The sequence below is a fragment of the Rhizobium sp. M1 genome (assembly GCF_002531805.1).
GTDB lineage: Bacteria > Pseudomonadota > Alphaproteobacteria > Rhizobiales > Rhizobiaceae > Rhizobium > Rhizobium etli_C.
Genome location: NZ_NWSW01000014.1, coordinates 135,496 through 151,557 on the forward strand (window position 1 = coordinate 135,496; position 16,062 = coordinate 151,557).

The following is a 16,062-nucleotide window of genomic DNA, read 5'->3' on the forward strand; positions in this document are numbered from 1 at the left end:
CGTTTATTGCCTTTTCGGCAGCGGTATGCGGGCGAGAATGTCCGTTACGCCTTCCATCGTATAGGGCTTTTGCAACACGGGCGCGTCCGAATGGCTGTTTGCCTGGGCGATGCCTTCCCCATAACCCGTGGCAAAAACGAAGGGCACGCCGTCAGCTGCCAATCGGTCGGCAATCCCGAAACTGGTCTCATCGCCGAGATTGACATCGAGAAGCGCCAGATCGAAGGACCGGCCGGCCAGGATTTCCATCGCCTCGGCAACGGTCGGTGCGGTTGCTACTTCGGCGCCTAGACGGCGCAGGATATCTTCGCCGTCCATGGCAATAATCAGGTTGTTTTCCACCAGCAGCACGTTCAGGCCGGAAAGCGGCTGTCCTCCTGCAATCACCTCGGGTGCCGCTGCTCCGTTCGGCGCTGAATCTGATCGATCGCTCGTCGGGCCGACGACATATCGCCCGGGAATGAAGAAATCCGCTTCGAGCCCGCCCTTGTTGTAGCGCAACTCGGCCTTGCCGCCGAGGTCATACGGAATCGAGCGCCGAATGATCGTCGAGCCGAAGCCGTGGCGCGTCGGTTCGGTGACGGGCGGACCACCTTTTTCCCGCCAGCCAATGCGCAGATTGCCTTCATCATCGCGGGACCAGCCGAGTTCGACGATGCCGCGGCCGGTGCCGGAAAGGCTGCCATATTTGGCGCTGTTGGTCATCAGCTCGTGGAAAACAAGGGCAGCGGTGGAAAAGGCCTGCGGCTCCAGCAGCACGTCCTCGCCGTGCATCTGAATGCGTTGCGCATTTTTGCCAAGATAGGCGGCGGTCTCGGCCAGCAGCAATTGCCGAAGCGAAGCCGGCGCCCAGTGATCCCTAGTAATCTGGTCATGGGCACGGGCGAGTGACTGGACGCGGCCCTCGATCTGGCGGACGTAGTCACCGAGGCTCACGGAGGTCGCCTGCGACTGGCGGATGATGCCGGTGATGAGGCTCAATATGTTGCGGACGCGGTGGTTGAGCTCGGCGATCAGCAGTTCCTGCCGCTCGTTTGCCGTCTGGCGCGCCATGCTGGCCTCGTCGGTGAGGCGCAGAACCACCTCGATCAGCGTGACCCGGATCGTTTCGGCGACACGACGCTCGGCTTCGCTAAAGGGCAGGGAGCGGCCGCGCACCAGTTCCGACCATGCCTCGAAACTCTTGCGCGGCGTCAACCTCGGGCCGTTGGGTCCGTATTCCACCGGCTTGTGCGGATCGCCGCCCCAACGGACGGTCCGCACCAGCTCCTGGCGGAAGAGCACGACATAATCGCGCGGTGAACGCGAGATCGGGATGGCGAGCATGCCTGCCACTGCACCGTCGACCTCAAGATCCGGGTAGGTGTCCCCCAGCCTGTCGACGGCATAGATGCGGCCGGCGGCAGTGCGGTTGAGGTGGCGGACAAGCGCTGCGAAGCTTTTCTCATCCGGTCCGATGCCGGCCAGCGCCAGCCGGCCGTTGATCCAGACACCGATGCCATCGGCAGGAATGGCTTCGGCCAGCGCTTCGACCAGCCAGGCGGGATCGTCGAGCAGGCTGGCATTGTCTGCCACGGCCGTCAGAAGCCGGTCGGCGATGCGGCGCGCCTTGGTCTCATAGTCCAGCGCCAGCCGGCGTTCACGGCTTTCGAGGCGCGAAGCGAACATCTGACCGAAGAGTTCGGCGGTGGAGCGGCTTTGGGCCGACGGCAGGCGCGGACCGTAGTGATGACAGGCAAACAGGCCCCAGAGCTTGTCATCCACCACGATCGAAATTGAGAGCGACGCCCCGACGCCCATGTTTTTGAGATATTCGATGTGGATCGGCGAGACCGAGCGCAATACCGACATGGAGAGGTCGAGCGGCTGACCGTGCTCGTCGAGGTGCGGCAGTATCGGGACCGGGACGGCGTCGACATCGGCAATGATGCGGAACAGGTTGCGCAGATAGAGCGCGCGGGCCTGTACCGGAATGTCGGAAGCCGGATAGTGCAGCCCCAGGAACGAGCCGATGCCGGCGCGGGCGGCTTCCGCCACCACTTCGCCGGATCCATCTTCGTCGAAACGATAGACCATCACCCGGTCGAAACCGGTCAGGGCGCGCGCCTGCCTTGCACCCTCGCGGAAGAAAGCTTCCATCGTTTCCGTGTGGTCAAGGCGAGACATCATGCTGCGCATGGAGAGAGAAGAGGTGTCGCGTCTGGCGTCCTGGCAGCGCTCGCCTTCGATGATGACCAGGTCCTCGTTCATGTGCACGGCAAGGTCGAACCTGTCTTGGCCGGGTGTCAGGACGACGCCGAAAATCCGCTCGACGTCGGGACCCCGCAGCGTCGTCAGCTTGTTGCGGATTGTGTGGAGCGCTTCGGGCGTGATCAGGGAGGCAACAGGGCGGCCGAGTGCGTCGGCCTGTGCAATGCCGAGGAACTCCACCAGATTTGCCGAGGCGCGGACGGCAATCCAGTCCGACGATACCGCCAGCAGAAAGCCGAAAGGCTGAACTGCGCCAAGTTGGTGGATCGGCTCGCGGTCGCAATTGGTGAGATCGACGGGTTCAAATGTGCCGCTCATGGGACGGCTTCCAGTTCGAGTTGCCCCGCTTGGAGAAAGAGGCCGAAAACATCGCGGGCGGCGACGACGGCAGCGTCGAAGTCGTCCAGATTGCTGGCATCGAGACGGTCCATGAAGATCCTCATGGCGCTCTTTGGACCTTGTGGCGTCAGGTAGCTGCTGGGCAGGTAGTCAGGCACGGCTTTGGCAAGCAGGGCGCCCCCGAGCTTGGAGCCCTCGAACACGTAAAGGGCTCCCCAGAGCGCTGCCTCGCCATGCAATGCCGGTGGCGCCAGGGGCGGGGGCAACGGATCGCCGAGCGCGTGGATATCGGCCAACAGCATTCGCGTGCGCCTGCGCTCCGGCCAGTCGGGCAGCAGGCGGTCTATACCGGCTTCCTCGAGCGCATTTTCGGCCGCAGGGACGACCCGGGCATGCGCGCGCAGGAATGTTCCGTACTGCTGTCTATCGGAGAGGTCGAACGTGCCGAAAAGCTTGTCGACCTCGGCGTGGCAATCTGCTGTTTGTGCGCGGAGCACGCTGCGAAGTGACATGCGGACCGTATTCTGGGTGATATGGCAGATGATGCCGTTTATAGGAGAACGACGAACTAGCGATATATTGCAGCATCGCAGTATTTCCAGAGAAACCCATAGAAAAACATGGGCTTCCTTTGCCGCTCGGTCCACTGCTCGGCCTAAGCGCAGGCTCTCCTTGCGGCGCGAGCGCTTTTCAATCCATCAGGCGAGGCAGATTTGCCGCCAGCATATTGATGGCGAGGCGCACCTTCGGCAGCATCACCGGCGATCTCGGCCAGACGGCATAGGCTTCGAAGATGGTGGACGGCATATCGGTCAGAACCCGCACGAGTTCACCTGACAGGACCCTGTCCCGCACCAGCCAGCAGGTCAGCCAGGCAAGCCCCCGGCCTTCGACGGCGGCGTCGGCTATCGAGGCGAGATCGTCGAGCCGCAGCCGCGATTTCGGCAGAACTTCGCGCGGGGGACCGACCGCCGCCGGGAAGATCCAGGGTCTGTCGTTGTCGCCCCTGCGATAGACGATACCCTGATGGTGGGCGAGCTCGTCGAGCGTTTGCGGCACGCCGTATTTTTCCAGATAGGCAGGCGAGGCGCAGACCGTCATGGACTGCCGGGCGATCGCCCGCGCCATCAGGTCGGGATTATCCTTCAGCGGGCCGTTGCGGACGGCAAGATCGAAGCCGCTCTCCAGGAGGTCGACGACGCGATCGCTGAAGGAGAAGTCGAGTTCGAGATCCGGGTGATCGTCGAGCAGGCGGGTCAGGATCGGGGCGGCGCAATGGCGTCCGAACAGCACCGGCATCGATACCCGCAGCCTGCCGCGGACCTCGCGCCTGCCAGATTCGAGCTGGGCCTCACCGATCCGGATTTCCTCGATGGCTCTCAGGCAGCGCTCATAGAAGAACCGGCCTTCGTCAGTCAGGCTCTGGGTCCGGGTCGTGCGGTTGAAGAGCCGGACGCCGAGCCGCTGTTCGAGCCTTGCGATCGTCTTGCTGACTGCCGAACGGGTAAGATGGAGCCGTTCGGCAGCGGCTGAGAAGCCGCCCGCCTCTGCCGTCTGGACGAAAATCGAAATCCCCTTTAGCTGCTCCATATTTGTTTCCATAACGGCACCATTCTGTCGATTTATTATCACAACAGCGGACCAATTTTCAACGATATACCTGCTGCTCCTCAATCGAGAAGGAGCAGAAAGATGCAGACGACAAGGCAGTGGCAGACCGAGGCAATCGGACCGGAAGCCGATCTGAGGATTGGTGAAGCCCGAATCCCCGAGGTGTCAGACACGATGGTCCGGGTGCGGACGCAGGCGGTTTCTCTCAATTTCCGCGACAGGCTGGTCCTGGAGAGCGGCATGGGGCTGCCGCTACAGTTTCCCTTCGTGCCGGCCTCGGACATGGCGGGTGTGGTCGAGGCCGTCGGGCCTGAGGTCACGCGCTTCAAACCCGGCGACCGGGTGATCTCCACCTTTTCCCCGGACTGGATCGAGGGCCGGGGGCCGGGCACGGCCCGCACTCCGCACTACCGGACACGGGGCGGCTTCTATCCGGGCGTGCTGTCTGAACATACCGTGCTTTCCGAGCAGTGGTTCACGCTTGCGCCTGCAACGCTCGATGCCGCCGAAGCAAGCACGTTGCCCTGCGCCGGCCTGACCGCCTGGTTCGCCCTCATTGAATGCGGCAGGCTCAAGGCCGGCGACAAGGTGTTGGTGCAGGGAACCGGCGGCGTCGCGCTCTTCGGCCTGCAGATTGCCAAGGCGCATGGCGCCGAGGTCTTTATTACGTCAGGCAGCACCGAAAAGCTCGAGCGTGCGTCCGCCCTCGGCGCCGATCATCTGATCAACCGGCACGACGGCGACTGGGTGGAGCAACTCTATCACTTGACCGGTGATTACGGCGCCGATCACGTGTTGGAAATCGTCGGCGGGCCGCATCTCGGCCAGGCGCTGAAGGCCGTGGCGGTCAACGGCCGCATCTCGGTGATCGGCGTGTTCGAGGGGTTCGACGTCTCGGGGGCTGCGGCACCCTTGCTTCTGAAGGCGCCCACCGTACAGGGAATTTCGGTCGGTCACCGCCGGGCGCTGGAAGATCTGGTGTGCGCCGTCGACCGGACCGGGCTGAAGCCTGTTATCGACAAGCGCTATGCCTTCGAGGAACTGCCGCAGGCGTTCGATCACCTCTATCGCGGCCCGTTCGGCAAGGTCGTCATCGAGTTTTGAAACACGCGCTCCCCTCGCGTCGTGGAGGGGAGCTTGCAGCTATTCGGCAGCGACGGCCTCGCTTTCGAAGGCGAAATCTTCATCGGCCCAGCCGGTCATGCCGCCGATCATGAGCTTCGCCCTCAGGCCGAGCTTGGCGAGGCGGAGAGCGGCCTTATCTGCGCCGTTGCAGTGGGGGCCGGCGCAATAGACGACGAACAGCGTGTCCCTTGCCCATTCCGACATGCGGTGCGCGGTCATCTTGCCGTGCGGCAGGTTGATCGCACCCGGCACGTGGGATTGCGCAAACAGGGCCGGCGAGCGCACGTCGAGGAGAACGAAATCGACCTTGGCGCCGGCAAAGGCGGCATGGACATCCGAGCAATCGGTTTCGAAAGCGAGCTTGGCGGCATAGTGGGTGGCGGCGAGATCTGGCTCGGCGGCTGGTATTTCGGCGACGGGGCTTGGCATCTGTCTTTCCTTTCCGTGTTGGAATTGCAGTTTGGTATCGCCGATGGTAGAGCTTTGCGAAATTGGCCATCATGACTGACAGCGTAAAAATCATGCCAAACACGTCGCCGCACCAGACGAAAGGACCGCTGGTCGCAGCTATCGTGAGCGGCAGGAATTAACTCCAAATCGAGGAAAAAACGGTTCGAATATGGGGTAAAACTAATTCCAGAATCGTTTTTTACCCGCAGAATCTGCTGCCAACTACTTGTTATGACTCAATTCCTCTATGCGAACTAAAAGTTCTTTGTTTTCCGTTTGGGCGAGGCGTATTTCTTCGGTCAGGACGTAATCCGTAAGCGAGCGGCTGAAGCGGGACGACGCAGTGATTAAATGCTTGCGGCACCTATTCCGAAAGGCGGCGAGTGGCATCGAGAGAGCCTGCCGACACTTTATCTGTCGACCTCGCAAATTGGTTGCCGCTCGAAATGTGAGAGGGATGATTGCCGGTGAGCCTGGATTACTAGCTAGCAATAATGCCGGCGTTGGGGTGCTGAAGCCTCCCCCGCAAAACGTTACCCGCAAGGTGGCTATCAAATTTATGCCGAGCTCGAACTCGTCAAGGCCATCTGCGTGATGCCTGCTCGTGAACGCCGGCTAGATGGTTTTTATGCCTGAGTTCGGCTGCTGCGGTTTCCATCGGACGCCAGCTCCTTCGAGATGGCTCGCCTCAATATTCGCAGCGATGAATTGGACTTGACCTTCGTCAAACACACGCCGGAGCTTCTCATTCGCTCTTGCCGTGATCGGTCTTTTTCCAAGTTCGAATTCACCCAAAGCTTTCTGGGTAATGCCAGCTTTCTTTGCCAGCTCTACTTGACTCAGTCCAATGAGCGCTCTCGCGGCTCTAATCAAATCACCGGTTAGTAAGGTACTCATTGGCGGCAATGAAAAGCGCCTACAAACAGCTAAGTCAAATAAGACGTAAATTACGTCAAATTGGGATTGAAACGAGTCATAAAAGATGTAATTGAGGACATCGTTAACCGCGTGGCTCTGTCGTGATTCCCTTGGGGCACCTTGGTTTCACGGATGCGCGAGGAGCACGATACCGCATGGCAAACAAGAATAGGGGCGGCATTGATGAGTCAGTTCGATTTACTTGAGGCGCGATGGAGGTGGTCCACTGCTTCCCGAACAATTGGACGACTTCGCAGTCTTGCCGACGACCTTGAGGCGCTGGCGGACGGGTGGCTCCCCGAGCGGTCCACTGCTCTGATGACTTCGTGGGCTTTCGCAACCCGTGCAGCCCCCTGTCTTGTGGGCCACGCGTTTGGCCATCCGAGCATCGATGACGGACGACGCGCTCTCACAAGCGAAGTCTACTACGTCGATCCCAGTCGTCGATTAGCGCGGACGCTCTCACGCTGGTACCAACTCGGCACTTACGATCCGCCGGAGCACGGCACCGATATCGTGCCGGTCAAAAACCGATAGCCAACGCTACCCAGTGGAATAGGAGACTTCGATGCCGACCAAACAATCCGGCAAACGACTTCGTGTGCCTTGGCGGAAAAAGCTCGGCGAGAACGACTTGCCCGTTACCTTGCCCGTGTTCATGGCGTACTGCGCCGTGGCCGGTTCACTTCGGTCATGGAATAGGCTCGGCACCAAGAGCATCGTGACGCTGGTCGCAAGCGATGACTTCTATTATCCGGTTTTCGCCGAAGCCGCTCGGTTCTTTGCATCGCAAATCTGGCATTCCCTGAGGTTTCACGGGAATGTTCTGCAATGGAGCGATAAGAATTTTCGTCATGAGGCGGAGGCGCTGCGTGACGAGAGGGCCATACTATTCGCCTCGCCGTTGTACGAAATTCAAGAAGACGATCGGCTGCTCTCGGACGCGGTGGTGCCCCTTGGCCCTCGTTCTGCGCGACATGCTGAGGCCGCGCTGCGGCGGGCGGGACTTCCCGTCACTAGCGAGAATGTTTCCCTCCTGCTAACCGAGCCGTGGTCTCGCCTGAGCAGAGCTTTCCAAGATCGCCGCAGTCCGCTGCAGGCACTCGAACGATTGCGAAGTCTTCCAAAGCCGGCACCTGCGCCAGTGGCCGACGGGGTGGCCGAGCGAACGCCGTCGAGCATCGGACCGACGCTTTCGCATATGCACGGTTTCGGCGACCTCATTGAATGGGGTTACGACCTCGCGAAGGATATCGCAGATTTCAGGGCAGGGATCATTCCATGGCGTGACGTCGAAACCGGGGTCTTGATTTCCGGGCCGCCGGGCGTGGGAAAAACTATGTTCGCCAGTGCCTTGGCCAACAGTTGTGCGATCCCTCTCATTTATGGGTCGGCATCGCGATGGCAAGAAGCCGGAGCGCTCGACGCGCATCTCACGGCGATGAGAAAGTCGTTTGCCGAGGCCATGGAGCAAGCGCCGTCGATCCTTTTCATCGATGAAATCGATGTCATCGGCAACCGCGTTGAGACCGACCGAAACAGCGCCTATATGCGTGCAGTGATCACAGCATTGCTCCAGCTACTTGACGGGTTTGAACGCCGTGAGGGGGTGGTCGTCCTGGGAGCATGCAACCATCCGGACATCCTTGATTCGGCGATCAAAAGGCCAGGGCGACTTGACCGTCATATCGCTGTGCCGTTGCCCGACGCAGGGGCGCGCAGGTCTATTCTCAAGTTTCACAGCGGCGTCACCATGTGCACCGCCGACTACGAGCTGTTCGATCTCGCCACCGAAGGTCTGACCGGCGCGGATATCGAGCGTTTGGTCCGCGATGCCAAGCGCTCAGCGCGACGGCAATCGCAGAGGCTGAACAGCGAGCATATCGTCAGCAATCTTCGCCCGCTTATCAAACTACCGGAGGCCTATTTACGCGCATTGGCTATCCATGAGGCTGGCCATGCTGTCGTCAGCTATGAGGTGGGACATTCGCAGGTGTCGTGCATGAGAATATCGCGCCACAAGGTCGACGGAGAAATTCGAGAACTTGGCTACGTCGAGTACCAGCTTCCTGTACCTCAGCGAAGGACGAGACAGTTCTTTGAGAACGCCATCGCAACTTTCTTGGGCGGGATAGCCGCCGAGTTGGAGGTGTTTGGGTCGTTCGCCGACGGGGCTGGCGGAGCCGACGGGGCCGACCTCAATCGCGCCACTGATCTTGCCACCGCTCTCGAAGGGTCGCTCGGCATGGGGCATACGCTGGTCACGGGAAGGTTCGAACAGAGCGAGTCCTCCAATTTACGCCTTTACCTGCCCGAACTGAGGCGTGAGGTACACGACATCCTCGAAACGCAGCTTGCGCGCGCGAGGGCAACTATTCGCGCACAACGGCCAGCGTTGGACGCGGTTGCCGACCGACTGCTCGAAGCGGGGGAGTTGGCGGGCGAGGAGGTGCGCGAGATCATCGGCCACCATCGCCGTTCCATCGTCAGCCTCGCAAAACCATCGCGAAGGGGGGGTATGTGATAGCCAAGCGATCGAAGCCGAGCAAACCTTTGGTCGTGAAAAAAGCCCAGCCTGGCTCGCTGGGCGAGGCGACGGACCTCGCGACCGCGTTAGAAATTTCTCGCGGGATGGGACACACTCTCCTCGTCGAAGGCCCCGTCGATCAACGCCAGCGATTGCGAGCTTACAACCCCGAGTTTCGGAGGCGTGTTTACGACCTCCTGCAGAGCGAATTCGACCGCGTGAAAGCCATCATTCGATCCCGTCGAACCGCCCTCGAGGCTATCGTCAAACGTCTTATGCAAACGAGAATGTTGTCCGACGACGAAGTCGCCGAGATCGTGCAGCGACGCTGGATGCCCACCCTCAGCTTGGCGAAGCTGCCGCGCCGCATGGGAGGAGGCTAGATGGTGCGGGGACGTCGACGAAGGCGGGCCCATCGCCGCGACAAGACAGGCCAAGACGAAGAAAAATCGTTTGGGTCCGGTCTCGACGAAATCGGCTTTCAGCCGCTTGGACGGAGCATTGTGGTTAAAACGGAGCGTGATGGGGATTTCCCATTGAGACACCCGGCTCCGAGCGATGCCTACTACGATTACTCGTCGGGCCGGATCGTGGTCGAGTTCGAAAACGGCGCGGCTTTCATGGTTCCGGCTCGATCGCTCGAAGGGCTGGTCCACGCGTCCGAGAACGACATCGCCGGGGTCGAAGTTCTTGGCGATACGGGCCTCCATTGGGAAACGCTCGATCGCGACCACGAGATCGCGCTGCTGATGAGCGGGGTTCTCGGCACTCCGAGCTTTATGGCGGAAATTGCGACACGCTCTGTGGAACAGCACGAGGACGTGCATGCCGGTGAGTTTTCTGCTTGGGCTCGGCCGGTAGACGAATTTCTCTCCTACAACATTCCCTATGATGATCTGCTGGGTTGGGAACATTACCACATGACCGCATACGAGGTCGGGTGTGAGGCGATGGTCGCTCTGGGACAGGCACAGCGGACCGTTGGTGGAGCAAAGCCCCGCCGACTTCCGGAACGCCCCAGCACGCCGCCGAGGTGGGACGATATTTCGACCGTTGTTATCTACGTCGCCGCGCAGAACGAGCAGCTGCGATTTTGGTCCTTCGACACTCCTGTCCGATCGTGGAAGGCAAGTGAGGGCAGGTCGGTGGCCAACATCGTGGCTGCCAACGGAGCCGGGCCGGCCTATACGACATCTGAGGTTTACTCGGTTCTGGAGGCTCTCGGACTCGTGCGAGCAGGGCGATGGACGGAAGTTGCCGAAACAGTTCTCTGGCGGGACAATCCGACTGAGTGGAACCTCGATTTCACGAGCGACGCCAGGTTCATCAGGGCGGCGTCCGACGCCGCCGCGAATGTGCCGGACGACATCCGCTCGCAGATTGACGCGATAGTCGAGTCTGCAAATGTGGAGATGCGGCTGGAGCAGACACCACATGTCGAGAATGCCGATGCCGAAACGGTGCCGCCGGGAACACCATCCGCTTCACGCGAAATGCTCGAGGATTCGCTACGACATCGTCTCGACGTCCTGTTTTTTTCGCCGGTGGCGTCTCAGCGGTTGGCTGTCCGATACCGAGGGGCAGTCCGCTCTCGAGATTCACTACGATGAGCTGGCGATTTCGATGAGAAAGGCCGTGATGTCGCGGCTCTATCCAAGCTCGCCGCTTTTCGCTCTCTGATTGGCACCTCTTGGCCCGCAATAGGACACCAACATGAAACTCTGGATCGCTTCCGACATCCATCGCGAGTTCGGGCAACCCTTTTTGCACACCCCGCCTGAAGGCACCGATGTCCTGGTTTGCGCGGGCGACGTCGGAACCAAAGGCGTTGTCCCGAGTCTTCGCTGGCTCGCCGACACCTACGCCCATACCATTCAAGTCGTCTTCGTGCCGGGCAATCACGAGTTCTACTCGACGTCTCTCGAGGAGAGCATTCGTGATGCCCGAGAATTCGCCGCGGGCGTTCCGAACATACACTTTCTGGAAAACGAGGCGGTCGAGATCGGCGGGGTCAGGTTCATCGGCGGAACGCTTTGGACCGATTTTCGCCTGTTCGGTCGAAATCCCGATGTCAGCATGTCGTACGCCGCAAGCGGAATGAACGACTTCAAGAAGATCAAATTCTCAAAGTCGCCGTTCGCAAAATTCAAGCCGATCCACGCCTATCGGAAGCATGTCGAAACACGGGATTTCATTGCGACGGAGCTTCGCAAACCAACGAGATCGAAGACTATTGTGGTTACGCACCACGCTCCGTCCCCTAAGGCGATCGACCTCGGTTTTCGGCATGATCCCTTGTCTGCTTGTTACGGGTCGGATTTGGAAGACCTGATGTACGAGGTCGGGCCGACATTGTGGGTGCACGGTCACGTCCATCACCGATGCGATTACGTGGTCGGCAATACGCGGGTTGTCTCGAACGCCCGCGGTTATCCACACGAGACGACCGGATTCGATCCTGCTTTCACCATCGAGATTTCTCCGAGCGACGGATCGAAGGGCGAGCTGGTAGGGTCAGCGTTGGCCCTCCTCGACCGGGCTCCCAACATCGACGCCGATCCCGGCGACCAGCTTCCGCAAAACGGGGGCAAGCAGAACTCATGATCCGCTTCAGACGAAGAAACATGATCGGGCCAAACCAGACCGATGTGTAGGAGGTCATATGTCGCATCCACCGACCAGCCACGTCCGCTACGACAGACGGTCCGACGCAATCGTCGTCGAATTCCACAACGGCTCCGCGTTCGTAGTTCCGGCCCGTTCCCTGGGAGGGCTGGCAAACGCGTCCGGTTGGGAAATCGCGAAAGTCGAGTTACTGGACGGATCAGCCCTGCATTGGGAAACTCTGGACCTCAGGCACGAAATCGGGCTGCTGATGGAGGGAGTCTTTGAGGCTGCGGCTTCGGAGGTGACGCAAAACCCGGGCGGAAGGCCAGGGGCGATGAAGGAGCCTCCGCCCGCCGTTTGGGTCAGGCCCGCAATTGAATTCTTGTCAAACAACCTTCCCGGCGACCGCGAATCTGGTTTTCAGCATGACTTTATCACCGCGTACCAGATTGGTTGCGAGACCCTTGTTGCGCTGGGTCAGGCGGACGAGACCACGCACGGAGCAGTGCCTCGCGACAATCCGGTATTACCCGCCGTGCTGCCCCGCTGGGACGATGTGGCGGTGGCGGTTATTTACCTCGCCGCTCAGAACGGATTGATATCCTTTCTCGCCTCAGACGATGGCGCATCGCAACCGCGCGGCAAACGAAGCCGGAATCTTCATCAGACAACCCGCGAAATGTGGGCCGCGCGCTCCCACCCCGAGGTCACGTCGGTGTTCCGTTCGCTGGGTTTGCTCGATGGAAACGAGTGGGCCGCGGCCTCCGAAACCATATTGTGGCGAGAAAACCCGGTGGAATGGCGTATCGATTTCAAGAACGATCCACGTTTCATTGTAACCGGTGTCACACCCGCACCTTGACGCCGCAGCCTATTTGTTGTGGCGAGCAGGTTCAGACTGAGACGTAATTGCAAAATTGGACTGCGTGAGCTACTTAGCGTCATCCACAAGGACCCGGTGAAACTCCGGGTGGCTCTTCTGGCCGCCGATCCGCCAGACAACACAGCAACGCAACCTATTCCATTTTCGAGGACCGAGTTTCGCTCGGCCCGTTGCCTCAACTGTGAAAAATCTCCCATGCGAACTCTTTCAAACTACCGTCAGGAGTGGTTCTCCAACATCCGTGGCGACGTGCTTTCGGGTATCGTCGTCGCTCTCGCGCTTATCCCGGAAGCGATAGGCTTCTCGGTGATTGCGGGTGTCGATCCCAAGGTCGGCCTGTACGCCTCCTTCGCAATCGCCTGCGTGGCGGCATTTGTGGGCGGTCGGCCGGGCATGATCTCTGCCGCCACGGCTGCGACCGCTGTCGTCATGATCTCGTTGGTCAAAGAGCACGGTCTTCAGTATCTGTTCGCCGCCACCATCTTGATGGGCGTCATCCAGATCGTCGCGGGATGGCTGAGGCTCGGCCGCGTGATGCGCTTCGTCTCCCGCTCTGTCATCACGGGCTTCGTCAACGCCCTTGCGATCCTGATCTTCATGGCCCAGTTGCCCGAACTCATAGGGGTCCCGACGCCCACCTACGTGATGATCGCAGGCGGCCTCGCCATCATCTATCTCTTTCCATACGTGACCAAGGCTATTCCATCGCCGCTCGTGGCCATCGCGGTCCTCACGGCCATGGCGTGGTGGTTTGGCATGGACCTGCGCACCGTCGGCGACCTCGGCGAACTTCCGTCTTCGATCCCATTCCTGATGCTTCCGCAAGTTCCGTTGACCTGGGAGACGCTGCAGATCATCTTCCCATATTCAGTGACGCTCGCTGCCGTCGGCCTGCTGGAATCGCTGCTTACCGCGCAGATCGTCGACGACATGACAGACACGCCCAGCAACAAGAGTCAGGAATGCGTTGGACAGGGCGCGGGGAATATCGCCTCGGCACTGATCGGCGGCATGGGTGGATGCGCCATGATCGGACAATCGGTCATCAACGTAACATCTGGTGGTCGAGGACGGCTTTCAACGTTCGTCGCGGGTGCTTTTCTGTTGTTCCTGATTGTCGTCCTTAACGACCTCGTCCAGATCATCCCCATGGCCGCGCTTGTTGCGGTTATGATTATGGTTTCCATTGGCACTTTCTCTTGGCGGTCGATCCTCGACCTGAGACGCCATCCGCTTCCGTCCTCCGTCGTCATGTTGGCAACGGTCATCACCGTCGTCGCAACGCATGATTTGGCGAAAGGCGTGATCGTCGGCGTCTTGCTGTCCGGCATCTTTTTTGCTGGTAAGGTAGCCCGTCTGTTCAGGGTCACGCGCGTGGAGGATGCCGAACAAAACAGTGTCACCTATGCAGTGGTGGGGCAGGTCTTCTTTGCGTCGGCGGAAGCCTTTATCCATGCGTTCGACTTCACGGATAAGGGTAAGCGGATCATCATCGATCTGACAAAGGCCCATCTCTGGGACATCACCGCAATTGGCGCGTTGGACAAGATCGTATTAAAATTCCGTCAGGCGGGCGACGAGGTCGAGGTCCTCGGCTTCAACGAAGCGAGTGCCGACATGATTGACCGCTTCGCGCTGCACGACAAGGATGAGCGGCTTGCGGCAAGCGCCTCACTGCACTGAACAACGTGGCTGCGTACATTCGCGCGCAGCCATCTGCCCCGCTACTGTTGCCTCTTGGTCTGCTCCAAGATCGAATGATTCCAAGGCAAAAGCTCAGCTATACGGCTCTGCCGGTGTCCGTTCACGATGGCGGTGAGTGTAGCGGTCAGATAGGCCAGAGGATCAACCGAATTGAGCTTGCACGTCTCGATGAGCGAGGCGATGGTGGCCCAGTTCTCTGCCCCGGCATCGTGCCCGGCAAAGAGTGCATTCTTGCGATTGAGGGCTATAGGTCTGATGGTTCGCTCGATACTGTTGTTGTCGATCTCGATGCGTCCATCGGTCAGGAAGAGCTTCAGACCATCCCAGTATTTGGCGATGTAGGCCAATGCCTCGCCGAGCGGCGACTTCGTTGCGACGCGGGCGCGGTGATGGACAAGCCAGGTCTGCAGTTCTGCCACACGCGGCGCTGACCGCTCTTGCCGTCCAGCGAGACGAGCCTGCGGATCAAGGCCGCGCAGTTCGGCCTCGATGCGATACAGCTCTCCGATCCGCTTCACTCCTTCCTCGGCAATCGGTGCTGAGCCATTGCGAGTGATCTCCACCAGCTTGCGCCGCGCGTGGGCCCAGCAATAGGCGAGCTGAATGTCTGGACCGACACGCTCAGGTGCGATCAGCCTGTTGTATCCGGCATATCCATCCACCTGCAGGACGCCGGAGAAACCCTGCAATATCCGTTCGGCATGGATGCCACCGCGACCGGGAGCGTAGGTGAAGGCGACACCTGGCGGCGCACCGCCGCCCCAAGGACGATCATCCCGCGCCAACGCCCAGAAGTATCCGGTCTTGGTTTTGCGGGAACCGGGATCGAGAACCGGAGCACGGGTCTCGTCCATGAACAGCTTGGACGAGCGCTTCAGGTCGGCAATCAGTGCATCAAAGACGGGCCGGAGTTCATAGGCAGCCCGACCGACCCAATCGGCCAGCGTTGATCGGTCGAGATCGATGCCCTGGCGGCTCATGATCTGGGCCTGCCGATAGAGCGGAAGGTGATCGGCATACTTGGAGACCAGCACATGGGCGACGGTCGCTTCCGTCGGCAGCCCTGCCTGGATTAACCGTGCTGGCGCTGCGGCCTGGACGATACCGTCGGTGCAGGCGCGGCAAGCATATTTGGGGCGACGGGTGACGATCACGCGGAACTGTGCCGGGATCACGTCCAGCCGCTCGGAGACATCCTCGCCAATGCAATGCAGGCAACCGCCGCAGGCGCAGATCAGGCTTTCCGGCTCGATCACCTCTTCGATACGCGGCAGATGCTTTGGAAGGGAGCCGCGATTGATCGCGCGTGGCTTGGTAATCCTGTATGCCGCAGGAGTGTCCGCCTCATCCTCGGCATGGATGACGGCCATCGCCGTTTCCAGGTCTTCCAGTGCCAGGTCGAACTGATCGGGATCAATCTTCTCGGATTTGCGTCCGAAGGCTGCCTGCTTGAACGCTGCGACCAGCTTCTCAAGCCGTTCGATCCGCTCATTCTTGCGGGCGATATGTTCGTCCTTGCTGGCTATTGCCGAGTCCTGTGCCGCCTCGCGTGCCTGCGCCGCGATCAGCATCGCCTTCAGGGCGGCAACATCATCGGGAAGGTCGGCGGCATCAAGCATGGCTGGAAGCTACCAAATCGAAGGCGGTT

At 60.2% G+C, this 16,062-nt stretch carries 13 protein-coding genes and 1 other annotated feature; of the genes, 7 read left to right on the top strand and 6 right to left on the bottom strand.

Annotation, left to right across the window (positions count from 1 at the left end; genetic code table 11):
* Positions 1–3 precede the first annotated feature (3 nt).
* From CO655_RS15455 to CO655_RS15465, 3 genes are all read right to left on the bottom strand, one after another.
* Positions 4–2,568 carry an HWE histidine kinase domain-containing protein gene (locus CO655_RS15455; RefSeq protein ID WP_097665342.1) on the bottom strand — a complete coding sequence of 855 codons (2,565 nt, stop codon included), beginning with the start codon at positions 2,566–2,568 and terminating at the stop codon, positions 4–6.
* Positions 2,565–3,101 (bottom strand): biliverdin-producing heme oxygenase, encoded by a 537-nt coding sequence (locus tag CO655_RS15460; protein ID WP_097665343.1) that lies wholly within the window; start codon positions 3,099–3,101, stop codon positions 2,565–2,567. Before CO655_RS15460 ends, CO655_RS15455 begins: the two co-directional genes overlap by 4 nt.
* A gap of 178 nt (positions 3,102–3,279) precedes the next feature.
* The gene (locus CO655_RS15465; protein ID WP_097665345.1) at positions 3,280–4,179 is read right to left on the bottom strand and encodes a LysR family transcriptional regulator; all 900 of its coding nucleotides are present in this window, start codon (positions 4,177–4,179) and stop codon (positions 3,280–3,282) included.
* Between the two features lie 102 nt (positions 4,180–4,281).
* Between CO655_RS15465 and CO655_RS15470 the strand changes: the two genes are divergently transcribed.
* Positions 4,282–5,304 (top strand): NAD(P)-dependent alcohol dehydrogenase, encoded by a 1,023-nt coding sequence (locus CO655_RS15470; protein ID WP_097665346.1) that lies wholly within the window; start codon positions 4,282–4,284, stop codon positions 5,302–5,304.
* A gap of 39 nt (positions 5,305–5,343) precedes the next feature.
* Here CO655_RS15470 and CO655_RS15475 read toward each other — a convergent pair whose 3' ends face one another.
* Complete coding sequence (locus CO655_RS15475) at positions 5,344–5,754, bottom strand: rhodanese-like domain-containing protein (RefSeq protein WP_097665347.1); 411 nt, start codon at positions 5,752–5,754, stop codon at positions 5,344–5,346.
* A gap of 636 nt (positions 5,755–6,390) precedes the next feature.
* The gene (locus tag CO655_RS15480; protein ID WP_097665348.1) at positions 6,391–6,672 is read right to left on the bottom strand and encodes a helix-turn-helix transcriptional regulator; all 282 of its coding nucleotides are present in this window, start codon (positions 6,670–6,672) and stop codon (positions 6,391–6,393) included.
* 589 nt (positions 6,673–7,261) lie between these two features.
* On the opposite strand from CO655_RS15480, the gene CO655_RS15490 reads away from it, so the two are divergent.
* The 6 genes from CO655_RS15490 to CO655_RS15515 all read left to right on the top strand — a co-directional run bounded on the left by CO655_RS15490 (position 7,262) and on the right by CO655_RS15515 (position 14,393).
* On the top strand, positions 7,262–9,217 hold the full coding sequence (locus tag CO655_RS15490; protein WP_097665350.1) for an AAA family ATPase: 1,956 nt from the start codon (positions 7,262–7,264) through the stop codon (positions 9,215–9,217).
* A complete protein-coding gene (locus CO655_RS15495; RefSeq protein ID WP_141514320.1) occupies positions 9,214–9,603 on the top strand; it encodes a hypothetical protein in 390 nt (129 codons plus the stop codon). Before CO655_RS15490 ends, CO655_RS15495 begins: the two co-directional genes overlap by 4 nt.
* Positions 9,604–10,830 (top strand): DUF2442 domain-containing protein, encoded by a 1,227-nt coding sequence (locus tag CO655_RS15500; protein WP_097665352.1) that lies wholly within the window; start codon positions 9,604–9,606, stop codon positions 10,828–10,830.
* A gap of 103 nt (positions 10,831–10,933) precedes the next feature.
* A complete protein-coding gene (locus CO655_RS15505) occupies positions 10,934–11,824 on the top strand; it encodes a metallophosphoesterase (RefSeq protein ID WP_097665354.1) in 891 nt (296 codons plus the stop codon).
* A gap of 58 nt (positions 11,825–11,882) precedes the next feature.
* On the top strand, positions 11,883–12,689 hold the full coding sequence (locus CO655_RS15510) for a DUF2442 domain-containing protein (protein WP_097665355.1): 807 nt from the start codon (positions 11,883–11,885) through the stop codon (positions 12,687–12,689).
* Positions 12,690–12,775: 86 nt separating this feature from the next.
* Positions 12,776–12,831, top strand: a sequence feature (sul1 is cis-regulatory element that is thought to sense ions involved in sulfur or methionine metabolism; They are found in Alphaproteobacteria).
* A gap of 74 nt (positions 12,832–12,905) precedes the next feature.
* Positions 12,906–14,393, top strand: a complete 1,488-nt coding sequence (locus CO655_RS15515) for a SulP family inorganic anion transporter (RefSeq protein ID WP_097665356.1) — start codon at positions 12,906–12,908, stop codon at positions 14,391–14,393.
* A gap of 41 nt (positions 14,394–14,434) precedes the next feature.
* On the opposite strand, the gene CO655_RS15520 is transcribed toward CO655_RS15515, so the two are convergent.
* On the bottom strand, positions 14,435–16,033 hold the full coding sequence (locus tag CO655_RS15520; RefSeq protein ID WP_097665357.1) for an IS66 family transposase: 1,599 nt from the start codon (positions 16,031–16,033) through the stop codon (positions 14,435–14,437).
* Positions 16,034–16,062: the final 29 nt, after the last annotated feature.